General features: G+C 72.3%; 21 protein-coding genes, 5 tRNA genes and 1 pseudogene. 8 read left to right on the plus strand and 19 right to left on the minus strand.

The features are described from left to right. Window positions 1–23: 23 nt before the first annotated feature. Window positions 24–845 carry an aminodeoxychorismate lyase gene (locus AB0937_RS20575; RefSeq protein WP_366713515.1) on the minus strand — a complete coding sequence of 274 codons (822 nt, stop codon included), beginning with the start codon at window positions 843–845 and terminating at the stop codon, window positions 24–26. Further along, window positions 842–1,885, minus strand: a complete 1,044-nt coding sequence (locus tag AB0937_RS20580) for a chorismate-binding protein (RefSeq protein WP_366713517.1) — start codon at window positions 1,883–1,885, stop codon at window positions 842–844. Before AB0937_RS20580 ends, AB0937_RS20575 begins: the two co-directional genes overlap by 4 nt. 178 nt (window positions 1,886–2,063) lie before the next feature. Between AB0937_RS20580 and AB0937_RS20585 the strand changes: the two genes are divergently transcribed. The 5 genes from AB0937_RS20585 to AB0937_RS20605 all read left to right on the plus strand — a co-directional run bounded on the left by AB0937_RS20585 (window position 2,064) and on the right by AB0937_RS20605 (window position 2,531). Beyond that, window positions 2,064–2,136: transfer RNA gene (locus tag AB0937_RS20585), tRNA-Gly, on the plus strand. Window positions 2,137–2,173: 37 nt separating this feature from the next. Then, window positions 2,174–2,247 (plus strand) — tRNA-Cys (locus AB0937_RS20590). Between the two features lies 1 nt (window position 2,248). Then, window positions 2,249–2,320: transfer RNA gene (locus AB0937_RS20595), tRNA-Val, on the plus strand. A 24-nt stretch (window positions 2,321–2,344) separates the two neighbouring features. Next, window positions 2,345–2,416, plus strand: a tRNA-Val gene (locus AB0937_RS20600). 43 nt (window positions 2,417–2,459) lie between these two features. Then, window positions 2,460–2,531, plus strand: a tRNA-Val gene (locus AB0937_RS20605). A gap of 55 nt (window positions 2,532–2,586) precedes the next feature. Here AB0937_RS20605 and AB0937_RS20610 read toward each other — a convergent pair. The 4 genes and pseudogenes from AB0937_RS20610 to AB0937_RS20625 form a co-directional block, all read right to left on the minus strand. Continuing rightward, window positions 2,587–2,877 (minus strand): zf-TFIIB domain-containing protein, encoded by a 291-nt coding sequence (locus AB0937_RS20610; RefSeq protein WP_344368180.1) that lies wholly within the window; start codon window positions 2,875–2,877, stop codon window positions 2,587–2,589. A 79-nt stretch (window positions 2,878–2,956) separates the two neighbouring features. Continuing rightward, the gene (locus AB0937_RS20615) at window positions 2,957–3,892 is read right to left on the minus strand and encodes an aminoglycoside phosphotransferase family protein (RefSeq protein WP_366713518.1); all 936 of its coding nucleotides are present in this window, start codon (window positions 3,890–3,892) and stop codon (window positions 2,957–2,959) included. 236 nt (window positions 3,893–4,128) lie between these two features. Further along, the gene (locus AB0937_RS20620; RefSeq protein ID WP_366713520.1) at window positions 4,129–4,338 is read right to left on the minus strand and encodes a hypothetical protein; all 210 of its coding nucleotides are present in this window, start codon (window positions 4,336–4,338) and stop codon (window positions 4,129–4,131) included. Between the two features lie 235 nt (window positions 4,339–4,573). Further along, window positions 4,574–4,844, minus strand: a pseudogene (locus tag AB0937_RS20625) (hypothetical protein). Window positions 4,845–5,039: 195 nt separating this feature from the next. Here AB0937_RS20625 and AB0937_RS20630 point away from each other — a divergent pair. Continuing rightward, window positions 5,040–6,473, plus strand: a complete 1,434-nt coding sequence (locus AB0937_RS20630; protein ID WP_366713521.1) for a protein kinase — start codon at window positions 5,040–5,042, stop codon at window positions 6,471–6,473. Window positions 6,474–6,527: 54 nt separating this feature from the next. On the opposite strand, the gene AB0937_RS20635 is transcribed toward AB0937_RS20630, so the two are convergent. From AB0937_RS20635 to AB0937_RS20680, 10 genes are all read right to left on the minus strand, one after another. Further along, the gene (locus tag AB0937_RS20635; RefSeq protein WP_366713523.1) at window positions 6,528–6,920 is read right to left on the minus strand and encodes an NUDIX domain-containing protein; all 393 of its coding nucleotides are present in this window, start codon (window positions 6,918–6,920) and stop codon (window positions 6,528–6,530) included. 8 nt (window positions 6,921–6,928) lie between these two features. Next, on the minus strand, window positions 6,929–7,747 hold the full coding sequence (locus AB0937_RS20640; protein WP_366713524.1) for an RNA methyltransferase: 819 nt from the start codon (window positions 7,745–7,747) through the stop codon (window positions 6,929–6,931). Between the two features lie 63 nt (window positions 7,748–7,810). Further along, complete coding sequence (gene cobA / locus AB0937_RS20645) at window positions 7,811–9,052, minus strand: uroporphyrinogen-III C-methyltransferase (RefSeq protein WP_366713526.1); 1,242 nt, start codon at window positions 9,050–9,052, stop codon at window positions 7,811–7,813. A 313-nt stretch (window positions 9,053–9,365) separates the two neighbouring features. Continuing rightward, window positions 9,366–13,526: a nicotinate-nucleotide--dimethylbenzimidazole phosphoribosyltransferase gene (gene cobT, locus AB0937_RS20650; protein WP_366713528.1), complete on the minus strand. Its 4,161-nt coding sequence runs from the start codon at window positions 13,524–13,526 to the stop codon at window positions 9,366–9,368. A gap of 379 nt (window positions 13,527–13,905) precedes the next feature. Then, the gene (gene cbiE / locus AB0937_RS20655; RefSeq protein WP_366713529.1) at window positions 13,906–15,126 is read right to left on the minus strand and encodes a precorrin-6y C5,15-methyltransferase (decarboxylating) subunit CbiE; all 1,221 of its coding nucleotides are present in this window, start codon (window positions 15,124–15,126) and stop codon (window positions 13,906–13,908) included. Between the two features lie 145 nt (window positions 15,127–15,271). After that, window positions 15,272–15,904, minus strand: a complete 633-nt coding sequence (locus AB0937_RS20660) for a GNAT family N-acetyltransferase (RefSeq protein WP_366713530.1) — start codon at window positions 15,902–15,904, stop codon at window positions 15,272–15,274. Between the two features lie 141 nt (window positions 15,905–16,045). Next, entirely contained in the window at window positions 16,046–16,864 is an 819-nt protein-coding gene (locus AB0937_RS20665) for a MetQ/NlpA family ABC transporter substrate-binding protein (RefSeq protein ID WP_366713532.1), read from the minus strand. Between the two features lie 62 nt (window positions 16,865–16,926). Continuing rightward, window positions 16,927–17,634, minus strand: coding sequence for a methionine ABC transporter permease (locus AB0937_RS20670; protein ID WP_366713533.1), 708 nt, complete (start codon window positions 17,632–17,634; stop codon window positions 16,927–16,929). Continuing rightward, window positions 17,631–18,665: an ATP-binding cassette domain-containing protein gene (locus AB0937_RS20675; RefSeq protein ID WP_366713535.1), complete on the minus strand. Its 1,035-nt coding sequence runs from the start codon at window positions 18,663–18,665 to the stop codon at window positions 17,631–17,633. Before AB0937_RS20675 ends, AB0937_RS20670 begins: the two co-directional genes overlap by 4 nt. Window positions 18,666–19,037: 372 nt before the next feature. Further along, on the minus strand, window positions 19,038–19,688 hold the full coding sequence (locus tag AB0937_RS20680) for an HAD-IA family hydrolase (RefSeq protein ID WP_366713536.1): 651 nt from the start codon (window positions 19,686–19,688) through the stop codon (window positions 19,038–19,040). Between the two features lie 69 nt (window positions 19,689–19,757). Here AB0937_RS20680 and AB0937_RS20685 point away from each other — a divergent pair, with 69 nt between their 5' ends. Together AB0937_RS20685 and AB0937_RS20690 are read left to right on the plus strand one after the other, a co-directional pair. Next, entirely contained in the window at window positions 19,758–20,117 is a 360-nt protein-coding gene (locus tag AB0937_RS20685; RefSeq protein ID WP_366713537.1) for a hypothetical protein, read from the plus strand. Then, window positions 20,098–20,529 carry a hypothetical protein gene (locus tag AB0937_RS20690; RefSeq protein WP_366713539.1) on the plus strand — a complete coding sequence of 144 codons (432 nt, stop codon included), beginning with the start codon at window positions 20,098–20,100 and terminating at the stop codon, window positions 20,527–20,529. Before AB0937_RS20685 ends, AB0937_RS20690 begins: the two co-directional genes overlap by 20 nt. Window positions 20,530–20,600: 71 nt before the next feature. On the opposite strand, the gene AB0937_RS20695 is transcribed toward AB0937_RS20690, so the two are convergent. The 3 genes from AB0937_RS20695 to AB0937_RS20705 form a co-directional block, all read right to left on the minus strand. Next, window positions 20,601–21,098: a GNAT family N-acetyltransferase gene (locus AB0937_RS20695; RefSeq protein ID WP_366713677.1), complete on the minus strand. Its 498-nt coding sequence runs from the start codon at window positions 21,096–21,098 to the stop codon at window positions 20,601–20,603. A gap of 56 nt (window positions 21,099–21,154) precedes the next feature. Further along, the gene (locus AB0937_RS20700) at window positions 21,155–21,649 is read right to left on the minus strand and encodes a sigma-70 family RNA polymerase sigma factor (protein ID WP_366713540.1); all 495 of its coding nucleotides are present in this window, start codon (window positions 21,647–21,649) and stop codon (window positions 21,155–21,157) included. A gap of 92 nt (window positions 21,650–21,741) precedes the next feature. Further along, window positions 21,742–22,911: a glycerophosphodiester phosphodiesterase gene (locus AB0937_RS20705; RefSeq protein ID WP_366713542.1), complete on the minus strand. Its 1,170-nt coding sequence runs from the start codon at window positions 22,909–22,911 to the stop codon at window positions 21,742–21,744. Between the last annotated feature and the right edge of the window lie 395 nt (window positions 22,912–23,306).

Raw genomic sequence — 23,306 nt, forward strand, 5'->3', positions numbered from 1 at the left:
GTCAGCCGAATTTGCGGGGGCTGTCAGGGGTCGAGGTCGTTCCCCGCCCGCTCCTCGAAGATCCGCATGGCCTTGGCGGTCACCGGGCCGGGCGCGCCCGGCAGCTCACGGCCGTCGACGCGGTGCACGGCCTGCACGTCCCGCAGGGTGGACGTCAGGAAGATCTCCTCGGCCCGTTCCAGGACGTCCAGCGGCAGGTCGGTCTCCTTCGCGCCGGTCCATTCGGCCGTCAGCGCGCGGGTGATGCCGGCGAGGCAGCCGGAGGCGAGCGGCGGCGTGTGGATCTCGCCGTCGAGGACGACGAAGACGTTCGACCCGGTGCCCTCGCACAGCTGCCCCACGGTGTTGGCGAACAGGGCCTCCGAGGCGCCCTGTTCGCGGGCACGGGCCAGAGCGACGACGTTCTCGGCGTACGAGGTGGTCTTCAGGCCGGTGAGCGCGCCGCGCTCGTTGCGGGTCCAGGGCACGGTGATCACGGCGGTGGAGTCGGGGCGCCGCGTCGTCTCGCCCAGGGCGACGACGAGGGTCGGGCCGTGGTCGCCACGGTCGGAGCCGAGGGGACCGTGGCCGCCGGTGTACGTGATGCGCAGCCGGCCGAGCGGTACGGGGCCGGCCTCCAGGACGGCGGCGCAGGCGCGGCGCACCTCGTCGTGGTCCGGGTCCGGCAGCCCGAGGCCGCGCGCGGAGCGGGTCAGCCGGTCGAGGTGCCGGGTGAGGGCGAACGGCAGGCCGTCCACGGCCTTCACGGTCTCGAAGACGCCGTCGCCCACGGTCAGCCCGTGGTCGAAGACGGAGACGCGGGCGGAGTCGATGTCCTGCAGTCCGCCGTCGAGCCAGATCTTCACGTCAGGTCCTCTCCACTCACCTCGTACGTTCCCGACGCTATCGCGAGCAGCCGGGACGCCTTGAGCTCGGTCTCCCGCCACTCCCCCTCGGGGTCGGAGCCCCAGGTGATGCCCGCTCCGGTACCGAAGCGCAGCATGCCGGCGGCCCGGTCGATCCAGAAGGTGCGGATGCCGACGGCGAGCTCGCCGGTCCCCCGGTCGGCGTCGACCCACCCGATCCCGCCGCAGTACGGGCCCCTGGGCGCCGTCTCCAGCGCGTCGATGATCCGCAGCGCGCTGGACTTGGGCGCGCCGGTGACCGAGCCGGGCGGGAAGGCGGCGCCGAGCAGCTCGGCCCAGCCCGCCCCGTCGGCCAGCTCGCCGCGGACCGTCGAGACGAGATGGACCAGCCCCGGGTGCTTCTCGACGGTGCACAGGTCGGGCACCGACACACTGCCCGTGGCGCACACCCGCCCGATGTCGTTGCGGACGAGGTCCACGATCATGACGTTCTCGGCGTAGTCCTTCTCCAGCAGGTCGGCCTCCGTCCTGCCGGTGCCCTTGATCGGTCCGGACTCGACGACCCGGCCGTCGCGCCGCAGGAACAGTTCGGGCGAGGCGGTGGCGATCTCCACGCCGTGCCGGGGCAGGCGGATCGTCCCCGCGTAGGGCGCCGGGTTGCCGCGGGCGAGCAGTGCGGTGAGGGCGTCCACGTCGGCGTGGGGCGGGACGGGCGCGGACAGCACCCGGCACAGGTTCGCCTGGTAGACCTCGCCGGCCGCGATGTGGTCACGGATCCTCCGTACCGCCGACGTGTACGCGGCGCGGTCGAGCGAGGACGTCCAGTCACCGGCGGCCGGGCCGTGCCATGCGCCGGGGACCGCAGCGGGCACGTCCGCCGTCCGGATCTGCGCGAAACGGGCGCAGGTCAGACGGCCTTCGAAGTCGGCGCAGACGGCCCAGAAGCCGCTGGACTCCAGGGCTTCGGGATCGTCGGTGACGTCGAGGAGCCCGGTGGCGACGCGGTAGCCGAAGCGGGCGAGAGGAGGGAGGTCGAGCACGCAGTCGAGTCTAGGGCGGGTGTCTCAAAGGTGACCGGGGGATGTCCCGTCGCGCGGCCCTGTGACCTCCCTGAGCAGGGGAGGCGCAGCACGCTGCACAAACGCGTTTTTGTACTGGCCCCGGAATCCGCTAGAGTTCAACACGTCGCCGGGCCGCGAGAGCGGACCGAAACGACAGGCGGACGTAGCTCAGTTGGTAGAGCGCAACCTTGCCAAGGTTGAGGTCGCGAGTTCGAACCTCGTCGTCCGCTCGAAGGAAGAGGGGGCTTCCCGGCCCCCTACACTCCTGGTGGAGTGGCCGAGAGGCGAGGCAACGGCCTGCAAAGCCGTCTACACGGGTTCAAATCCCGTCTCCACCTCCAAGGACGATTAGCTCAGCGGGAGAGCGCTTCCCTGACACGGAAGAGGTCACTGGTTCAATCCCAGTATCGTCCACTGGATCTTTCAAGATCCTTACCCGCGCGATTAGCTCAGCGGGAGAGCGCTTCCCTGACACGGAAGAGGTCACTGGTTCAATCCCAGTATCGCGCACGCAGTGCCCATGACCGGATGCAGTCCGTGTTCATGACCCCGAGGACGATTAGCTCAGCGGGAGAGCGCTTCCCTGACACGGAAGAGGTCACTGGTTCAATCCCAGTATCGTCCACATCACACAGGAGCCCCCGGCCGTTCGCGGCCGGGGGCTCCTGTCGTGCCATGACTCAGGACGAGAACAGCATGTGCCCGAAGCTCTTGTGACGGTGGTGTCCGTGGTGGCCGTGATGTCCGTGGCCTCCGTGCGGGGCGCCCCAGGCGGGGGCCGGCGGGGCGGGGTAGGCCTGCGGAGCGGGCGGGGGCGGCGGGGCGGCCTGGGACCACTGGGACTCCAGGCGGGTCAGGGACTCCAGTTCGCCGTAGTCGAGAAAGATGCCGCGGCAGCCGCTGCACTGCTCTATCTGTACGCCGTTGCGGTTGTACGTGTGCATCGGTGCGTGGCACTTCGGACACTGCATGGTCGTTCAACTCCTCGCCGGTCGGTCCTGCTTCAGGTGTCGCCAGGACAGACTCTGTCCCGCTGTGGTCGGTTGCACCCTACTTCGCGTGCTCCGGCGTCAACTGTGGCGGGACGGTAGCCATTCGGTCACAGGCGTCCACGACCGCCCGCTCCACCTCGTCCAGCGGCCGGCCGGCCTCGACCGCCTTGGTGACGGCCCGGGCCGCGGTCTGCGCGGTGAGGGCCCGGGCGGCGACATCGAGAGCGGGCCAGGGGTCGCCCTCGGCGGGTACGGCCGGGCCGCCGGCCTCGCGGTAGGCGGTGAGGAACCGGTCCCACTCCCCGGGCGGGAGCAGTCCGCAGGCGTACCAGGCGGCGGGGCGGGCGAGGTCCCAGGCGGGGACACCGGCTCCCAGGTCGTCCACGTCGATCAGCAGCCAGGGGCCGTCGGGCGCGGGGCGGCGTATGAGCTGGCCGAGGTGGAGGTCGCCGTGACAGAGGGCCCCGGAGCGCGGCATCGGCGCCTCTCCGCGGGCCCAGGGCGGGAGGGTGGCCCAGGCTCGCAGGACGGGGGCGGCGGCCGGATGCGGGCCGACGTCGCGGAGCCGGGCCATGGCCCGGGCCGCTTTGACGGGGCCGCGCATGGGGGGCAGGCCCTGCGGGACCGGGGTGCGGTGGAGGCGGGCGAGGAGGGTGGCGGCCGCTTCCCAGGGGGCGGCGTCCGGGTCGTCCGGGTCCACGGGAGTGCCGTACGGCCAGAACGTCACGACGCGGCCGCGCAGGGTGACCGGGGACGAGTCGAGCGGCGGCAGGAGGATGTCGGGAAGGCGGGCGGCCACACGGAGGCGGGCGCGCAGTTCGGCCGGGTCGCTGTCCGGCGGGTGTGCCTTGGCGACGGTGTCCGCGTGGCGCACGACGATGCCGTCCGGGCGGTCCGCGAGCGTGGCCGCGCCGCAGGGGCAGGCCGACGAGCGGGCGTGGGCGGCCGCTCGGGCCCGGAGGATGAGCGCGTGCACGAGGGGGGCGGGGGTCACGGGGTGAGAGTACGTGGGGCGGGGTGCGCGGTGTCAGGAACAACCGGAAGCGGGTTCCCGGCACGCCCGGACCGAGGAGCGGGTGAGGTGGGGGTGACCGGCTGCGGGAAGAGCAATGCCGGCGCAGCTCCCCAGCTGCGCCGGCATCTGTGCCGTCCGCCGCACCCCCGTCCCCACGGGGTTTCATGGGTGTGATGTCCCCGCCCGGACCGCTCTTCCGGGCCTGGGGTCGCCGCTCAGCGCCCCAGCATCTCGCCCACGGACGACGCCTGTGTGGCCACTGTCTCCCACCCGTCGAAGACGAGGAGGAGCAGGACCGCCAGGGGAAGGGCCATCAGCGTCGCCACCAGCGGGTGGCGGCGGCCCTGGCGGCGGGGGCGGAACGCGGCGGCGTGCGCCTTGCGTCCCTCCTCGCGGAGCAGTGTCCGCGGTGCCGTCTGGGCCATGGTCCCTCTCCTGACCGTTCTCAGTTGTCGTTGGCAGCGGCGGGCGTCTGACCTCGGGGGACGAGTGCTGCCACCCGCCGCTTGACCTCAAATCTAGGCGTCCGGCCCCTCCGCGGCGTCATGCCCTCGTACCGATTGCCGGGCCTCCCCGAGGATGAGCCGCGACCTGCGATGTACTCCCCTGGGTGGAGACGAGGGCGCGGGACTCGGGGTCTTCCCCGACGGGACGCCTGGATCACCCCACTTTGCCCGGGCCCTCCGCGCGCGGAACGGGCTGTTCCACCAGCGCGAGCACCCGATTCGCCATGAAGCGGACGGTGCGCACGACCGTCTCTCCCTCACTGCCTGAACGGTGCGGGGGACCCCCATCGGGTGACTTCGCTCACTTCCACGACGTCTCGGCGTACCGCCGTCTCCACCCTGCGGCCCGCTCTGCTCGCCGCGACCTCGTGGGTGCGCGTCGCGTCCCCCGCATCCCCGGCCATCTCCACGTGATCACCCTTCACAGGACCAATCCCCCTTCCGTGACGGGTGGTTGGGGTCACCCTTCACACGAAGTCCGCCTCTTCGCGCCCTCCCTGACCACTCTTCAAGTCTCCCGCCCACCACTGACAATCCATCACGCTGAGAGGGCGCGGCCTCTGCGCGCGGGCGGCCGTGGAAACGTAAGCTGTGGCTCGTCACAGGACCGGGCAGCGGGGATGAACATGGCGATGATGCGCCTGAGGCGCGAGGACCCGCGCGTCGTCGGCTCGTTCAAGCTTCACAGACGGCTCGGCGCGGGCGGGATGGGCGTGGTCTACCTGGGCTCCGACAAAAGGGGGCAGCGGGTCGCGCTCAAGGTCATCCGCCCCGACCTGGCGGAGGACCAGGAGTTCCGCTCCCGGTTCGCCCGTGAGGTCTCGGCGGCCCGGCGGATCCGCGGCGGTTGCACGGCCCGGCTGGTGGCGGCCGACCTCGACGCGGACCGCCCCTGGTTCGCCACGCAGTACGTGCCCGGCCCCTCCCTGCACGACAAGGTCGCGGCCGAGGGACCGCTCGGCGCGGCCGATGTCGCGGCCGTGGGTGCCGCCCTGTCGGAGGGCCTGGTCGCGGTGCACGAGGCCGGGGTGGTGCACCGGGACCTGAAGCCGTCCAACATCCTGCTGTCCCCGAAGGGGCCGCGGATCATCGACTTCGGCATCGCCTGGGCCACCGGCGCCTCCACACTCACCCATGTCGGCACGGCGGTCGGCTCGCCCGGCTTCCTCGCGCCGGAGCAGGTGCGCGGGGCCGCCGTCACCCCCGCCACGGACGTGTTCTCGCTCGGTGCCACGCTCGCGTACTCCTCGATGGGCGACTCGCCCTTCGGGCACGGCAGTTCCGAGGTGATGCTGTACCGCGTGGTGCACGAGGAGCCGCAGCTGCACGGTGTGCCCGACGCGCTGGCTCCGCTCGTGAGGGCGTGTCTGGCGAAGGACCCCGAGGAGCGGCCCACCACGCTCCAACTGTCGCTGCGTCTCAAGGAGATCGCGGCCCGGGAGTCACAGGATCTGGCCGGCGTGCGGCCGCCCGCGCCGCGCGGCGCCGAGGGCGACCGGCCCGTCGACACCTACCCCGAACGGGCCCGGCGTCCCCAGGGGCAGCACAGTTCCGGCACGTCCGGCGCCCAGCGGGGCAGGGGCACTCCCCCACCGCGGGGTTCCGCCCCCTCCCGGGACGGCCATGCGCCGGACGGTACGGCGTCCCAGAGCGGGTCCGGTACGCGGGGCGGGAACCGGTCGACGGGGAGCGGAAGCCGGAGCAGGACCCCGATGCGCGGGCCCGATGCCTCCCGGGGCGGCACCACGTCCCGGTCGGGGTCGCGGCCGACGCCCACCGGGCGTGACGGGACGCGGCCGGGCAGTGGACGCCCCGGCCCGCACAGCGGCACCGGGCGTCCGGCGTCCAGGAACACCGGGAGCCGGCTGCGACCCGCCAATCCGCGGTTGCTGCGGCAGCGGCTGTTCGTGTTCGTCGTGGTGACCTTGCTGGTGGCCGTCGGTATCGCCCTGGTGCAGGGCTGCCAGGGCCCGGCGCGGGGGCTCGGCGACGGGGGCGGCGTACGGCAGGAGCACGTCCAGCAGGTCGAACGCGCAGGGCACTTCGAGCCGTAGGAATCCGGGCCGCGCGACTGTGGCCGTGGGGCGAGGCCCTGCTTCAGCGGGGTGTCACAGCTGCGGCAGGATCCGTTCGAAGAACTCGCGGTCGCCGTCGAAGACCGGGTCCAGTGCCAGGAATTCGCGCGGGGTGACCCAGCGGGTCTCCGCCACCTCGCCCGGGTCGGGGAGCACGTCGCCCGAGTCCGCGCGGGCGGTCCACCAGTGGAGACGGAAACGATGGTCGTCGGTCTCCGACTCCCAGACCTTCGCCTCCGGTACTACGGTGAGGCCGACCTCCTCGTGGGCCTCCCGCACGACCGCCTGCTCCTGGGTCTCGTCCGGCTCGACCTTGCCGCTGACGGGCTGCCAGTAGCCGGGCCGGGCGACGGCCGGGCCGCGCCGGATCGCCAGGAGACGCTCTCCGCGCCGGAGTACGGCGACGATCGCGTCGCGCTGCTCCACGGCCGGCCCTAGACCGTGGGCCGGCCGGTGGCCACGGCGTAGAAGGCCACGGCGGCCGCCGCCCCCACGTTGAGGGAGTCGACGCCGTGGGACATGGGGATGCGGACCCACTCGTCGGCGGCGACCAGGGCCTGGGTGGACAGGCCGTCGCCCTCCGCCCCGAGCATGAGGGCCACACGGTCCATGGTGTGCGGAGCGGCCTCGTCGAGGGGCCGGGCCTTCTCGTCGGGGGTGAGGGCGAGCAGGGTGAAGCCCGCCTCCCGGACCGACTCCAGCCCCTTGGGCCAGGTGTCCAGACGGGCGTACGGGACGGAGAAGACGGCACCCATGGAGACCTTCACGCTGCGGCGGTAGAGCGGGTCGGCGCAGTCGGGCGACAGCAGGACGGCGTCCATGCCGAGGGCGGCGGCCGACCGGAAGATCGCGCCGATGTTGGTGTGGTCGTTGACCGACTCCATGATGACGACGCGGCGGGCGGTCCGCAGGAGGTCGGTGGCCGTGGGCAGGGGCTTGCGCTGCATGGAGGCGAGCGCGCCGCGGTGCACGTGGTAGCCGGTGACCTGCTCGGCGAGCTCCGGGCTGACGGCGTAGACCGGGGCGGGCAGTTCGTCGATGACGTCGCGCATGACGTCGACCCACTTGGCCGAGAGCAGCATGGACCGCATCTCGTAGCCGGCTTCCTTGGCCCTTCTGATGACCTTCTCGCCTTCGGCGATGAACAGGCCCTCCGCGGGTTCGCGCCTGCGGCGCAGCTCCACGTCGGTCAGGCCGGTGTAGTCGCGCAGACGCGGGTCGTCGGGATCCTCGACGGTGATGAGATCGGCCACAGGGTGATACTGCCTTGTCCTGGGTGTGGTGCCAACGGCTCTGGACGGGTTGGTTACCCGGGGTTACTCGCTTGTCGCGGGGGCCGGGGGGCCGACCTTCACGACATCGCCGATGACGATGACCGCCGGGGGCTTCACATCCTCGGTCCGTACGGTCTCCGCGACCGTCGCGAGGGTCGCGTTGACGCGGCGCTGGGCGGCGGTCGTGCCCTCCTGGACGAGGGCGACGGGGGTGCCGGCCGGCTTTCCGTGGGCGACCAGCGTCTCGGCGATCTTCCCGATCTTGTCGACGCCCATGAGGATCACCAGTGTGCCGGTCTGGTGGGCCAGGGACGGCCAGTCGACCAGGGACCGCTCGTCGTCGGGCGCGACATGGCCGCTGACGACGGTGAACTCGTGGGCGACGCCGCGGTGGGTGACCGGGATGCCGGCCGCGCCCGGGACCGAGATCGAGCTGGAGATGCCGGGGACGACCGTGCAGGGGATGCCGGCCTCGGCGAGGGCCTGGAGTTCCTCCATGCCACGGCCGAAGACGTACGGGTCGCCGCCCTTCAGCCGGACGACCGACTTGCCCTGCTTCGCGTGCTCGATCAGCGCGTTGTTGATGGCCTCCTGGGCCATGAAGCGGCCGTAGGGGATCTTCGCCGCGTCGATCACCTCGACGTGGGGCGGCAGTTCGGCGAGGAGGTCGCGCGGGCCGAGGCGGTCGGCGATGACCACGTCCGCCTCGGCGAGCAGGCGCCGGCCGCGCACGGTGATCAGGTCCGGGTCGCCGGGGCCGCCGCCGACCAGGGCGACTCCGGGGGTGCGGGTGCGGTAGTGCGGTGCGACGAGCGTGCCGTCCCGCAGGCCCTCGACGACCGCGTCACGGACGGCGGCGGTGTGGCGGGGGTCGCGTCCCTTGGCGTCGGTGGTGAGGACGGCGACCGTGACACCCTCGCTGTGGCCGGTGGCCGGGGTCCAGGCGGTCGCGAGGTCGGCGTCGTCGGACCGGACGCACCAGACGCGGTGGCGTTCCGCCTCGGCCGACGCCCTGTTGTTCGCTTCCGTGTCGCTGGTGGCGATCAGGGCGTACCAGGCGTCCGCGAGGTCGCCCTCCTGGTAGGGGCGCCTGTGCCAGGTGATCTCACCGGCGTCCGCCATGGCCTCGACCGACGGGGTGGCCTCCGGGGACACGAGGAGGAGGTCCGCGCCCGCCGCGATCAGTGCCGGAAGGCGGCGCTGGGCGACCTGGCCGCCGCCGAGGACGACCACACGACGGCCGGCGAGGCGGAGGCCTACGGGGTAGGCGGGGTGTTCGGCCATGAGGTGCGGCTCCTGTTGCGGCGGTGTTCAGTGCCCTGACGTGCGGATTTTAATGGGCGGGAGGGAGCGTGGCCCAGGTGGTCCAGTGGCTGGGCACCGGGGTGCCCCCCGACGGGCGTTTTGCGGGGTGTCGTGCAGGCCGGGCCGTGGGCGGCCTGGGGCGCGAGCCGGGGCCGGGCCATGAGGGTCCGTCGTGGTCCCCGGGGTGGGGATGCTTGGGGCGCAGGGTCCGCGGGGTGGGGGTCCTTGGCCGTGGGCGGGCGGCCCGGTCTGCGGAACGTCCGCCCACGGATCCACGGGGACGGCTGGAGCCCTACTTCTCCGTCACGCCAGCCGAATCGAACGTCGCCACCTCGTGCATCGCCCGGGCCGTGCTCTGGACCAGCGGGAGGGCGAGCAGTGCGCCGGTGCCCTCGCCGAGACGCAGGTCGAGGTCGACCAGGGGGCGCAGGCCCAGCTTGTTGAGCGCGGCGACGTGGCCCGGCTCGGCGCTGCGGTGGCCCGCGATGCACGCGGCCAGGACCTCGGGGGCGATCGCGCGGGCGACCAGGGCGGCGGCGCCGGCACTGACGCCGTCCAGGATCACCGGCGTGCGCAGGGAGGCGCCACCGAGGAGGAGACCGACGATGGCCGCGTGCTCGAAGCCGCCGATCGCGGCGAGCACGCCGATGGGGTCGGCCGGGTCCGGCTGGTGCAGTTCCAGGGCGCGGCGGACGACCTCGGTCTTGCGGGCGAGGGTCTCGTCGTTGATCCCGGTGCCCCGGCCCGTGACCTCCGCCGGGTCCGCACCCGTGAAGACGGAGATCAGAGCAGCGGACGCGGTGGTGTTCGCGATGCCCATCTCACCGGTCAGCAGGGCCTTGTTGCCGGCGGCGACCAGGTCGCGGGCGGTCTCGATGCCGACCTCGATGGCCTGCGTGGCCTCCTCGCGGGTCATCGCGGGGCCGGTCGTCAGGTCCGACGTGCCGGCACGGATCTTGCGGGGCAGCAGACCCGGGGTGGCCGGGAGGTCTGCGGCGACGCCCACGTCCACGATGCACACCTCGGCACCGACTTGGGTGGCGAAGGCGTTGCAGACGGCGCCGCCGCCCAGGAAGTTGGCCACCATCTGGGCCGTGACCTCCTGCGGCCAGGGGGTGACGCCCTGGGCGTGCACACCGTGGTCGCCCGCGAAGATGGCGACGGCCGCGGGCTCCGGGATGGGCGGCGGGCACTGGCGGGACAGGCCGGACAGCTGCGCGGAGATGATCTCCAGCATGCCCAGCGCACCGGCCGGCTTGGTCATACGCTTCTGGCGCTCCCACGCCTCGCCGAGCGCCTTGGCGTCCAGCGGGCGGATCTGCGCGACGGTCTCGGCGAGCAGGTCGTGGGGTTCCTCTCCGGGCAGGGCACGGCGGCCGTATGTCTCTTCGTGCACGACCCAGGACAAGGGGCGGCGCTTGGACCAGCCGGCCTGCAACAGCTCGGGCTCGTCCGGGAATTCGTCGACGTAGCCGACGCACAGGTAGGCGATGATCTCCAGGTGCTCGGGCAGGCCGAGGGCGCGGACCATCTCGCGCTCGTCGAAGAAGCTGACCCAGCCGACGCCGAGGCCTTCGGCACGAGCGGCGAGCCAGAGGTTCTCCACGGCCAGGGCCGCCGAGTAGGGGGCCATCTGGGGCTGGGTGTGACGGCCCAGGGTGTGACGGCCGCCGCGGGTCGGGTCGGCGGTGACCACGATGTTCACCGGCGTGTCGAGGATGGCCTCGATCTTCAGTTCCTTGAACTGCTTCGCCCGGCCCTTGGGGAGGGACTTCGCGTAGGCGTCACGCTGACGCATGGCGAGTTCGTGCATCGCCCGTCGGGTGTCGGCGGAGCGGATGACGACGAAGTCCCACGGCTGCGAGTGACCGACGGAGGGCGCGTGGTGGGCGGCCTCCAGGACACGGAGCAGCACCTCGTGCGGGATCGGGTCGCTGCGGAAGCCGTTGCGGATGTCGCGGCGTTCACGCATGACCTTCAGAACGGCCTCGCGCTCGGCCGGGTCGTAGCCGGGGGCCGCGGGGCCGGTGGACTGTCGGGCTTCTGCCACTGCGGCCGCGCTCTCTTCTCGGCGTTCCTGGTCGGCCAGGTCTTCCTGTTCGGCGCCCCGGGTGTCCAGGTCGTCGGCGTTCTGTGCGAGTTCGGCGTCGCCGTCGCGGGGTGCCGGGACGGCGATCGCGGGCGCGGGGGGCTCCGGCGTCCCGGGTGTGACCGGCTGCGACTGCTGCGGGCCCTGCACCGGCTGTTCGGGCTCTCCGGGCTGCCCCGGCTGCTCGTCCGCGGACGGGGCCGGGAGTACGACGGTGACGTCCTCGGGGGTGGGTGCCGGGGTGTCGGTGTCGGCCGCCTGGGGGGTCGGGTCGGACTCGACGGCTTCGGCGGCGGAGGTGGGAATGGGGGTGGGCACGGGTGCCTCGGGTGCCGGTGCGGGGGTTTCGGGTGCCTGTGCGGTGGGCTCAGGGGTCTCGGGGAGGGCCGTTGCGGGGCCGGGCTGAGCCGGTGCGGTCGCGTCCTGGACGGTGTCCGGGGCGGCCGGCACGGCGGGGTCGGCGGGGGCCGGTGCGTCGGCGGGCACGGCAGCCTGGGCCACAGGTTCCGGGGCCTGGGCCGGGTCCGGGGCGGCGACGGCCTCGGCGGCCGGAGTCGGCTCCGGGGCGGGGACCGCCTCGGCGGCCGGAACGGTTGCTTCCTGGCCGGCCGGTTCCGCGGCCTGGGCAGTCGCCTCCTGGCCGGCCGGTGCCGCGGCCGGGGCAGTCGCCTCCTGGCCGGCCGGTTCCGCGGTCGGGGCGACGGCTTCCTGCCCGGGCGCCTCAGGGGCCGGAGCGGTGGGTTGCGGCGCCGACGCCTCGGGTTCCTGCGCGGCTGGTACGGCGTCAGTTCTCGCCGGGGGCTGGGGCGCAGATGCTTCGGCCGTGACGTGCGGCTCCTGTGCGACGGGCCGGGGAGCGGGGGAAACGACGGCAGCCGGCGTGTGCGCAACCGCCTCCGGGGCGGGGGCTTCCTCGCTGACGGGCTGGGGCGCAGTGGCGGCGGCCTGCTCCGGGGCGGCGGCCTCGGGGAGCGGGACGGCCTCAGGGGCGTGGGCGGCCGCCGGGGCCGGGACCGCCTCAGGAGACGGGACCGCCTCAGGAGACGGGACCGCCTCAGGGGCCGGGACGACCTCATCGGACGGGACGACCTCAGCGGCCTGCCCGGCCTCAGCGGCAGGAGCCGGCGCCACGGCCTGTTCGGCGGCGGCCTCCGTGACCTGCTCATCGGCGGCCTCCGGCACGGAACCGTCAGGAGATCCAGCGGCCACCCCGGACTCACCACCCTGCACGGGGCTCTCCACGACCGGCCCGGCTTCCGAAGTGGGCTGCGCAGCCTGTTCCGGAGCGGCCACGGCCACGCTCTCGGCCGCGGTCACCGGGCCCGCGTCCGGACCGACGCCGGTCGCCGGAACCCCGTCCGGACCGACGCCGGTCACGACGGGGTCGCCCACGACGGCGGCGCCCTGCTCGGGGACCGGATACCCGACCACGGCCGCCCGGTCCTCGGCGACACCGGCGGGCTCACCGGCGGCGGCCAGTCCGGCCCGGGCAGCGCTCACCCGGCCCGCCGCCCCGTCCAGGCCCGGGTCCACGGCGTCTGCGCCCGCTGCGGGCATGACCTGCTCGGCGGCGACTTGAGCTCCGTCCGGGCCGGCACCCACAGCGGCGGGGTCACCCATCGGAGCCTGACCGGCGACGGCCTCGGCTGCCTGCGCCTGCGCCGACACCACGGCCTGGTCGACGGCAGGGGTCTGCACCGCCGGTGCCGGTGCCGCTGCGGGCGCCGACGCCGGAGCTTGCGGGGTCGCATGGCTCGGCTCCGTCGTCGCGGGGGTCGCGACCGCCGGGGCCGTGCCCATCGGTGCCGTCGCCGGAACAACCGTTTCCGCAGCCGCCGCCCCGGCGCCCACCGGGGCCGGGTGCGTGACCGGTGCCCAGGGCGCGGCGGGATACGTCTGCGTCTCGGGGGCGCGGGGGCCGTCGAGGTACTCGGGGCCCGCGGCGGCCGGCGCCGGCTGGCGTACCGGCGCGTCCGCGGGGCCGCGGTCGGCGAGGGAGCGGACCGGACTGGCCGAGCTGTCGGGCAGCGGCGGACCGAGGTGCAGGGGCCGGCGCGGAGTGATGGGCGGGATCGGCGGCGGGTCCGGCAGGCGGACACCGCCGAGGTCGACCGAGCCGCTGTCCCGGCCGGAGATCTCGTGCGGCCCGGGCTGGTGCACGGTCTCCTGGACCGGCTCCGGCGCGGGCGGGGGGACCTCGTTGCCCCAGGCGCCCTGGGCGCCCGGCAGCAGCAGCAGGTCGTCGTCCTCGGCGGGGGTCTCGGAGAGGTCGGCGTACGCACCGGGCGCGGGGGCGTCCGGCTGCTCCACCATGCCTGCGCTCTCCGGCAGCCCCTCGCCCGGGACCTGGCCGGTGTCGGTCATGCGTACCCCTCGCCCATCGGTTAGTGCTCCTACGACCAGCTCGCCCGGAACGGCGCACCGACCGCCCCGCAGTGAAGAACGAGCGTGCGTCCCCAGCGGCACGAACGGTCCGCCCGGAAAAGGCGACAAAGCCATTCACTGGCATTGTCGCGGTCGAACCACCCCCACGGCAGCTTGATCCGCGACGGTTCCGCTGTGGACTGCGCCACGTTGCGCGTCCTCCGGTTCTGCCGTACCACACACACCCCAAAACGGGCGGGTTTTCCGGACATTGACCGACGAAGCGCCGGGCGTCCTTGTGCGGTGCAGCGATCGGCCAGCCTACCGCGCGCAGTACGACAAACCGATCACGGGGACGGTCGTGGGGACGGACGCGGGGTCAGGCGCCGCGCTTCGGCAGGACGCCGCTGAGCAGGAACGCGACGCTCCGCTCCTTCTCCGTCCAGGCCTTGGTGTCGAGTTCGACGGACTGGAGCAGGGCGCACTCGACGTGGTAGCCGTGCTCGGTCAGGTCGCGGCCGATGAGTTCGGCGGCGTCGCGGGTGGCGGCGTGCGTGACGATGCGCTGCGGGCGGCGGTCGGCGACCGCCGAGACGACGGCCGCTCCCCCGCCGCCGACCCGGACGACATCCGGTTCGGGGAGGTTCTCCAGGACGTGCGGGGCGGTGCCGTGCACGATCTGGAGCTGGACACCGAGGCGGCGGGCCGTGGCGTCGGTGCGGGCGCAGGCGGTCCGGTCGCCGTCGACGGCGAGGACGGCCGCACCGGCACGGGCGGCCTCGACGGCGAAGGCGCCGCTGCCGCAGCCGATGTCCCAGACGAGGTCGCCGACGCGGGGCCCGAGGTGAGCCAGTTGGGAGGCGCGCAGCAACTGGGTCTCGCCCTCGCCGAGGTGCACGCCGTAGGCGTCGGCGGGCAGGGTCCAGCCGCGGGGTCCGGCGGACGGATCGCGGCCGGAGATCCAGCCGCCGGTCTCCCCCGCCGTGTCCGGCCGGGCCGGGCCGCCGAGGACGATGACGACGTTGGGGTCGCGCCAGGTGTGGTCGGCGGCCTTGTCGGAGGTGACGACGGAGACCCGCTCGCGGGCGGTGCCGAGTTCCTCGCAGATGACGAAGGAGCGGTGGACTCCTTCGAGGAGCAGGCCGAGTTCGGCGGGGCCTGCCCCGGGTGAGGTGAGAACCGCCACCTTGGTGTGGGCTCGGCATACGTTGACCGCCCGCCGCAGGGTGCGGGGGTGTGCGACGACCACCTGTGCGTCGTCCCAGGGCATGCCCGCGCGGGCGAAGGCGGCAGCGACGGAGGAGACGGCGGGGACGACCTCCACCTCGAGGCCGAACTCGGGGGCCCGGAGGGCGCGTACGACGCCGAAGAAGCCCGGGTCGCCGTCGGCGAGGACGACGGCCGTGCCGCGGTGGGCGGCGATGCGGCGGGCGGCGAGGGCGACACTGCCGAGGCGGATGCGCTCGGCGCCGGCGGGCACCTCGGGGAGCGCCAGGTGGTGGGCGGCGCCGGCCACGAGCGTGGCGGCGCCCAGGGCGGCCCTCGCCGCGGCGGTCAGCGGCGAACCGTCCCAGCCGATCACCGTGACCCGGTCGGCCATCGTCGTCAGTCTCCAGGGGTTTTCGCAGGTGGCCTGCGTGGCGTGGTGGGGAGCAGCCCGGGGGCGGGTTCCGTGAGGGTACCCGGTGGAGGTGTCGGAGGGAGCTTCGGTGTCGTCGTCACCGTCGTCCTCCGGGAGGTTCCGGTCAGTTCCAGTCGCCGAAGGACGTGAAGCCGTCGCGGAGCTGTTCGCCGACGCCTTCCAGGTCCTCGGGGAGCAGGCTCCAGACGATGAAGTCGGTGCGTACCTCGGTCCACGTGCCGTCCTCGGCACGGGCCCGGGCTATGCAGGCGTTGCGCAGCACGCCCTCGCTGATACAGCCGATCTTCTGAGCGACCTGCTGGGAGGCGGTGTTGTCGGCCGCCGTGCGCAGTTCGATGCGCTCGAACTTCTGGTCCGTGAAGAGCCACTGGGCGGTGACGAGGGCGGCCTCGGAGGCGTAACCCTCACCCCGCGCCCAGGGGGCGATGATGTACGACAGCTCGGTGGAGCGGACGTGCCAGTTGGTCTTGGTGAGCTGGATGACGCCGACCAGGCGCTGGGTGAGGAACTCGGTGACGGCGAAGTCGATGCCGTGTCCCTCGGTGCGCTGTGTGGGGGCGCAGTCGGTGATCCAGGTGCGGGCGCCGCTCTCCGTGAAGGGCTGGGGCACGGAGGTCCAGGCCGCCACCTGTTCGTCGTTCATCATCGCGGCCAGGGAGGCGACGTCGTCTTCGTCGAGGGGGCGCAGCACCAACCGCTCCGTGCTGATGGAGATGTTGGGGAAGGTGCTCGTCATGCGCCGCTCCGTAACCTTCGGTGAACCTTCAGGGCATGCTGAACTGCCCAGCATGCAGCATGAAAGCACTGATCCGCACCACGGGACCCTCCCCACCGAGTGGGGGGAAGGGCCCCGTGCGCGAGAGTGCCGGACGTGGGCTCAGAAGGACGCGAGCACGGAGCCGGCGTACTTGTCCTGGATGAACTTCTTGACCTCCGGCGAGGTGAGGAGCTTGGCGAGCTTCTTCACCCGCGGGTCGTCCTCGTTGCCCTTCTTCACGGCGAGGAAGTTGCCGTAGGGGTTGTTCTTCGGGGACTCCAGGACGAGGGCGTCCTTGGAGGGCTCGAGGTCGGACTCGATGGCGTAGTTGCCGTTGACCACGGCGGCGTCCACGTCGTCGAGGGAGCGGGGGGTCTGGGCCGCCTCCAGCTCCTTGAACTTGAGGTTCTTGGGGTTCTTGGTGACGTCGGAGGGGGTCGCCTCGTTGCCGACGCCCGCCTTGAGGGTGATGAGCCCGTCGGCGGCGAGGAGCTTGAGGGCGCGGGCCTCGTTGACCGTGTCGTTGGGGATGGCGACGGTCGCACCGCTCTTCAGGTCGTCGGCCTTCTTGACCTTGTGGGAGTACAGGCCGAGCGGCTCCAGGTGGACCGTGACGACGGGCACGATGTCGGTGCCGTTCTTCTTGTTGAAGTCGTCGAGGTACGGCTTGTTCTGGAAGTAGTTGGCGCCGACGGAGCCGTCCTGCGTCGCCGTGTTCGGCGTGACGTAGTCGGTGAACTCCTTGACCTGCAGGTCGAGGCCCTCCTTCTCCGCCAGGTTGTCCTTGACGAAGTTCAGGATCTCGGCGTGCGGGACGGGGCTGGCGGCGACGATCAGGGGGCCGTCGGTGTCGGAGCTGTCCGCGCCGCAGGCGCTGAGCCCGAGGGTGAGGGCTCCGGCGGCGAGGACGGCGGTGGTGATCTTGGCGGTGTTACGCACGAAAAGTGCCTTTCCTTATGACCTTGCGAGTGGTGCGACCCCGTCGTGGGTGGACGGGGGGTTCAGGAGGCGGCTTTGAGGAGCCGCAGTTTGGGGGCGGGGCCGGAGTGGGCGCCGCGGCGGTGCAGGGACCGGGCCGCGTAGTCGCCGGCGAACTGGATGCCCGAGATGACGACGGCGAGGATCGCGACGGTGATCCACATCAGCTGGGTCTCGAAGCGCTGGTAGCCGTAGCGGATGGCGATGTCTCCGAGTCCGCCGGCGCCGACCGTGCCCGCCATGGCCGAGTAGCCGATGAGGGCGACGATCGTGGTGGTGGTGCTGGAGATCAGCGACGGCAGGGACTCGGGGACGAGGACCTTGCGGACGATGGTCCAGGTGTTGCCGCCCATGGACTGCACGGCCTCGACGAGCCCGTGGTCCACTTCGCGGACGGCCGTCTCGACCAGGCGCGCGAAGAACGGGATGGCGCCGACGGCGAGCGGCACGATGGCGGCCTCGCGGCCGATGGTCGTCCCGGTGATCGAGCGGGTGAAGCCCATCAGCGCGACCATCAGGATGATGAAAGGCAGGGAGCGGGCGATGTTCACGACCTGCCCGATGACCTTGTTGGCGGCGAGGTTCTGCAGGAGGCCCCCACGGTCGGTGAGGACCAGCAGGACGCCGAGCGGCAGTCCGCCCACGACGGCGATGAGCGTGGACCAGCCGACCATGTAGAGGGTGTCCCAGCACGCCTGCTCCAGCAGGGGCTGCATCTCGGACCAGGTCACTTCGCACCTTCCTTCACCAGTTCGGACTCGTGGCCCGGGACGTCGATCTGGAGGCCCTGTTCACGCAGGAAGCCGATCGGCACGACGTTGTCCTCGTAACGGCCGGGCAGCTCGATGCGCATCCGGCCGACCTGGAGGCCGCCGACGGTGTCGATGGCGGCACCGAGGATCGATATGTCGATGTTGTAGGTGCGGGCGAGCTGTGAGATGACGGGCTGGGTGGCGCTCTCGCCCTGGAAGGTGACGTCGACGACCGTGCGGTCCTCGCCGGAGGCCTCGCCGTCGAGCGGGAACAGCGCGGCGGCCAGTTCGGAGCCCGGGGTCGCCAGCAGCTCGCTGACCGTGCCCGACTCGACGATGCGCCCGTTCTCCATGAGGGCGGCCGAGTCGCAGACCGACTTCACGACGTCCATCTCGTGGGTGATCAGCAGGACGGTCAGGCCGAGTTGCCGGTTCAGGTCGCGCAGCAGCGCCAGGATCGAGCGGGTGGTCTCCGGGTCGAGGGCGCTGGTGGCCTCGTCGGACAGCAGCACCTTGGGGTCGCCGGCGAGGGCGCGGGCGATGCCGACGCGCTGCTTCTGGCCACCGGAGAGCTGCGCCGGGTAGGACTTGGCCTTGTCGGCGAGACCGACCAGGTCGAGCAGCTCCAGCGCCTTGCGGGAGCGTTCCTGCCCGGACCTCCCGAGGATCTCCAGCGGCAGCTCGACGTTGTCCTGGACGGTCCGGGAGGACAACAGGTTGAAGTGCTGGAAGACCATGCCGATGCGGCTGCGCGCCTGCCGCAGTTCCCGGCCGGCGCGCGGGCCGCGGCCGGCCAGGGCGGTCAGGTCCTGCCCGGCGACGGTCACGGTGCCGGCGGTGGGTCGTTCCAGCAGGTTGACGCAGCGGATGAGCGAGGACTTGCCGGCGCCGGACTGGCCGATGACGCCGTACACCTCGCCTTCGCGGACGTGCAGGTCGACGCCGTCCAGGGCGGTGACCTCGCGGCCGCGTGCACGGTAGACCTTGGTCAGGCCCGAGGTGGTGATCACTGGGATTCCGTCACTGTCGAGTGCGCGGGCGTGGGTGTGCCCGGGCACAGGTGCATTCGGTCAGGGACGCGACACGGTTCTCGCTGGGGAGTGGAACCGGGAGAACATGTGCGCGGGGCGGCCTCGGGTCACGCAGCGCTCAGGGCGTGCGGACGGGCCGCGTCTCGCTTCGGGGCGCGAGCTCAGGGGTGGTGCAGGGGCCCTCTAGAAGGCGCACATTCGACACATACAACGAGCACCGGGCGTCAGGGTCGCCTCGGTCGCGGGGATGCGGTCGCTCGTCGTGGTCATGTCGTCAGTAAAACACGCGTACGGTCCTGACCAGCCCTCCGCTGTCCACATGCTGGACAGCGGTGGACGGAGTCCGGGCCATCAGTGGCGCACGGAGATCTCCACGCCCTGCTCGGTGACCAGTGCCGACAAGGCGGACAGGTTCTCGACGACCAGATCGGCCCGGAGTTCGTGGGCGTGGTGGGTTGTGGTCAACGCCACGGTGGTCATGCCGGCGGCGCGACCGGCCGCCAGACCCGCGGGGGCGTCCTCGAAGACGACGCAGTGGGCGGGGTCGACGCCGAGGGTGCGGGCGGCGAGCAGGTAGGGCTCCGGGTCGGGCTTGCCGCGGGTGATGTCGTCGGCGGCGACGAGCGTCTTGGGCAGGATGCCGACGGCGTCGAGCCGGGCCTCGGCGAGGCGCCGGGTGGCCGAGGTGACGACGGCCCAGCGTTCGGCGGGCAGCGCGTCGAGGAAGGCCCGGGTGCCCGGCAGCAGGTGCACACCGCCGTTGGGTACGTCCTCCACCTCCAGATCCTCGATCCGCGCGACGGCGGCCGGTACGACCTCGGCGGGCAGCAGGTCGGCGGCTATCTCGGCGGCCGGCCGCCCGTGCAGTTCGATGCGCGCGAACTGCTCGGCCGTGATCCCGTACTCCGCGGCCCACCGCGTCCAGCAGCGGTCCACCGAGGCGAGGGAGGAAACGAGGGTTCCGTCGTTGTCGAACAGCAGGGCCCGGGCGTGGATCGTCATGCCCTCGACCCTACGACGCAGGCCAGGGCCGGAAGCAGGGGGCCTTTTCGGCCGTAATAAGGTCGCTGCATGCTGAATGCCCTGACGCTGGTGACCGGCGTCGCCGCGCTGCTGCTCGCCGCCTGGTGCGGCTGGGCGGCCTACCGCGACCAGCCGACGAAGGACTGGCACTTCATCGGGATGGCCGTGGTCACAGTGCTGTCGCTGATCCAGCTGGCCGTGGGGATCGTGCTGCTCGCGCAGGGCGAGAAGCCGGAGCAGGGCACGACGATCTTCGTGGCGTATCTGCTCGGGGCGTTCGCGTGCGTCCCGGCGGCGGGGTTCATGTCGCTGGCCGAGCGGACCCGGTGGGGTTCGGTGACGGTGGCCGCCGGCGGTGTGGTGCTGGCGGTGCTGGAGGTGCGCCTCTATGACATCTGGGGAGGCTGAGGTGAGCCGGCGCCGGCTGATCAGCGGACCGGGCACGCTGCTGGTGTGGCTGTACGGCGTGATGGTCGTGGGGGCGGTGTCGCGGTCCGCGTATCAGATCGCGACGGAGTTCGACCGGGCGCCGCTGGCGTACTCACTGTCGGCCGTGGCCGGTGTCGTGTACGGGTTCATCACGTACACGCTGGTGCGGGGCGGGGAGGCGGCCCGGAGGGTCGCGCTGGCGTGCTGTGTCGCCGAGTTGGTGGGGGTGCTGACCGTGGGGACCTGGACCCTCGTCGAGCCGTCCGCCTTCCCGGACGCGACCGTGTGGTCGGACTTCGGGATGGGGTACCTCTTCATTCCCGTGCTCTTGCCGTTGTCCGCCATTTACTGGCTGCGGGCTTCGCGTCCGCGGGACGGGGATGCCGCCTGAGGTGATCAGGCGGCTGCGGGCCCTCTGCGGCTCGTCGCGCAGTTCCCCGCACCCCTAGAGAAGGCCGATCATCACGCCGTCGCCGCGTACGTGCTCGCCGGCTTCTCCAGGATGATCATCGGTACGCCGTCGGCGCCCTGGGACCTGCCCACCGTCTCGTAGCCGACCTTGCGGTAGAGGCGGAGGTTGCCCTCACTGCGGTGGCCCGTGTGGAGGCGGAAACGGGTGGCGCCATGATGGTCGGCGAGGGCCGACTCGGCCGCCCGGAGGAGACGGGCTCCGATGCCGTGACCCTGGAGGCGCGGGTGGACGCAGAGCTTGCCGATCGCCGCGGCGCCGTCCTCCGTGACGGAGCCGCGGACCGAGCCGACGACCTCCTCGCCGAGCCGGGCCACGAAGACGCAGTCGTGGGTGACCTCCTCGCGGACCGAGTCGAGGGTTTGGACGAGCGGGTCGATGCGGTAGTTCCCGTACAGCGCCGCCTCCGACTGGAAGCACAGGTACTGCAGTCTGAAGATCTGCTCCGCGTCCTGCTCGGTCGCCGCAGAGATGGTCACGCTCATGCCCATGTGCGCACGCCTCCCGCTCATCTGATCACCTGTCGTCCCCACTCCTATCCCCGTCCTCAGCAGGCCGCAACCTCCGGTGTCAGCAATCTCCTGAGACATCCCAGGCATCTGGAACGTTCCGGGCCAAGACTCCCCTGTGAGATACCCAACTCCCCTGCGATTTCCCGGTATGTCAGGTCCTCCGGCGAGAGCAGCGCTTCCATCAGCCGGGGGCAGCGACCCGGGAGGCGGCGCACGGCCTCGCGCAGGGCCCGGCCGCGGGCCATGGCGAGAGCGAGCTGTTCGGGGTCGCGCTCCTGGTCGTCGACCGGTTCTCCGGCGTACGGCCGTTCGATGCGGTGCCTGCGGCGGGTGCGGCGCACCTCGGAGCGGACGGCGCGGCGCAGCCACTGCTCGGGGTCGAGCGGCGGATCCTCCGCGTCGAGGCGCTCCAGCAGGCGGAGCCAGACCGCCTGCTCCAGGTCGCCCGGCTCGGTTCCGTTGGAATATGCCTCGGCGGAGGCCTCGGCGGTGAGCAGCGGGCGCAGGGCGGTGACCAGGTCGTGCGTCATATGCGAAGCGACGCGGCCGCCCGGGCGACGGGTTGCCCGGGCGGCCGAAGCTCACTCGACCGGGGGGTGCGGCCCCGGCTGTTGACGGGGGGTCAGCCGTTGAAGTCCTCGCGGGCCAGCAGGCCCGTGTCGGGCTGGTCGGTGAAGACGCCGTCGATGCCGGTCGCGAAGTACGCCTTGTAGGCGCCGAAGACGTCACCGTAGGCGTCCGCGTCCGTGCCCTTGCGGAAGTCGGCGGGCAGGAAGGGGTTCTCGTTGCGCATGGTGTACGGGTGCAGGACCAGACCGACCCGGTGCGCGTCGGAGACCAGGGTCGTCGGCTTGGTGAGTCTGCCCTGGGCGTCGCGCGGGATGACCAGGTCCAGGGTCGGGCCGATGCCCTGCGCGTAGGAGGCGATCTCGCGCAGGCCGGCCGGCTTGACCAGGTCGGCGACCGTGCGCGGGTCGCCGGTCTCGACGAAGTCCCAGGGGCGGGAGCCGGCCGAGGACAGCAGGACGACCAGCGGGTTGTCGACGATCTTGTGCAGGCGCTGGATGCTGGTCGGCTCGAAGGACTGGAGGATGACCGGGGAGGTACGCCGGTCCTTGCGGTACGTGCGCAGCAGCTTGGCGACCCGCTCCTCCAGGGGCAGGCCCTGCTTGCGGAAGTAGGTGGGGTGCTTCAGCTCGGGGTAGATCCACACCTGCCTGCCGCGCTTGCGGGTCTGCTCGTCCTGCCACCTGAGGACCTCTTCGAAGGTGGGGATCTCCCAGCGGCCGTTGTAGAGCGTGTTGTGCGGGCGGTTGGCCGGGATGCGCTCGACCGCGCGCAGGGTCTTCAGCTCGGCGAGCGTGAAGTCCTCGGTGAACCAGCCGGTGGTGGAGACGCCGTCGAGCAGCTTGGTCTTCCTGCGTCCGGCGAACTCGGGGTGGTCGGCAACGTCCGTGGTGCCGCCGATCTCCGGCTCGTGGCGGCAGACCAGGTGCCCGTCCCTGGTGGGCACCAGGTCGCCCGCCTCGACGATGTCGGCACCCAGGTCGAGGGCGAGCTGGTACGAACCGAAGGTGTGCTCGGGGCGGTAGCCGCTGGCACCGCGGTGGCCGATGATCGTCGGCTTGGGCAGGCCCTTGACGCCGCCGTGGCCGCCGCCGTGCCGGGCTCCGTCGGCGCGTGCCGTGCCGGCCATGCCGAGGACCGCTCCGCCGGCCCCGAGGACCGCGGCGCCGAGCAGGGCCCGCCGTCCCGTACCGCTCGTTTCTTCGTTCGACTCCTGTGTTCCCATGAGCGCCCTCCCTGCCGTCGCGGCTCGTCCGTGCGGGCCGATCGTAGGGGCGCGTACATGACCGTTGGGAGACCCGGGGTGGAACACGCGGGTGACGCGGGATGTCGTAGTGCCTGGTGAGGAGGATGAATTGACGGCTCGTCGCATCATGTTCGATTCGGGCGTGCCGTTCTGGGAACGCGTGCGGTGGACTCCGGGGCGATGTGCGTCACAGCATGTCCATCGCGTTACGTACCGTCTGCGGCACACCACCGCAGGTAAACACGCGTCAACAGTGCGTAAGGCCTCGGTGAAGTCGCCGTGCCCGATGTGCGCGACACCCGGGGCCACGAGTATCGTCCTCTATCGTCCTCACCTGCACAGACTCATACAGAACCCCTTGACACCGGAGGGTC

It is taken from the genome of Streptomyces sp. NPDC047880 (assembly GCF_040706515.1).
GTDB lineage: Bacteria > Actinomycetota > Actinomycetes > Streptomycetales > Streptomycetaceae > Streptomyces.

Excerpts from the sequence above, each read along its gene's own strand:
- AB0937_RS20610 (WP_344368180.1), bottom strand. The coding sequence starts at position 2,877 with ATGCAGTGTCCGAAGTGCCACGCACCGATGCACACGTACAACCGCAAC.
- AB0937_RS20620 (WP_366713520.1), bottom strand. The coding sequence starts at position 4,338 with ATGGCCCAGACGGCACCGCGGACACTGCTCCGCGAGGAGGGACGCAAG.
- AB0937_RS20630 (WP_366713521.1), top strand. The coding sequence starts at position 5,040 with ATGAACATGGCGATGATGCGCCTGAGGCGCGAGGACCCGCGCGTCGTC.
- cobA (WP_366713526.1), bottom strand. The coding sequence starts at position 9,052 with ATGGCCGAACACCCCGCCTACCCCGTAGGCCTCCGCCTCGCCGGCCGT.
- cobT (WP_366713528.1), bottom strand. The coding sequence starts at position 13,526 with ATGACCGACACCGGCCAGGTCCCGGGCGAGGGGCTGCCGGAGAGCGCA.
- cbiE (WP_366713529.1), bottom strand. The coding sequence starts at position 15,126 with ATGGCCGACCGGGTCACGGTGATCGGCTGGGACGGTTCGCCGCTGACC.
- AB0937_RS20660 (WP_366713530.1), bottom strand. The coding sequence starts at position 15,904 with ATGACGAGCACCTTCCCCAACATCTCCATCAGCACGGAGCGGTTGGTG.
- AB0937_RS20680 (WP_366713536.1), bottom strand. The coding sequence starts at position 19,688 with ATGACGATCCACGCCCGGGCCCTGCTGTTCGACAACGACGGAACCCTC.
- AB0937_RS20685 (WP_366713537.1), top strand. The coding sequence starts at position 19,758 with ATGCTGAATGCCCTGACGCTGGTGACCGGCGTCGCCGCGCTGCTGCTC.
- AB0937_RS20690 (WP_366713539.1), top strand. The coding sequence starts at position 20,098 with ATGACATCTGGGGAGGCTGAGGTGAGCCGGCGCCGGCTGATCAGCGGA.
- AB0937_RS20695 (WP_366713677.1), bottom strand. The coding sequence starts at position 21,098 with ATGGGCATGAGCGTGACCATCTCTGCGGCGACCGAGCAGGACGCGGAG.
- AB0937_RS20700 (WP_366713540.1), bottom strand. The coding sequence starts at position 21,649 with ATGACGCACGACCTGGTCACCGCCCTGCGCCCGCTGCTCACCGCCGAG.
- AB0937_RS20705 (WP_366713542.1), bottom strand. The coding sequence starts at position 22,911 with ATGGGAACACAGGAGTCGAACGAAGAAACGAGCGGTACGGGACGGCGG.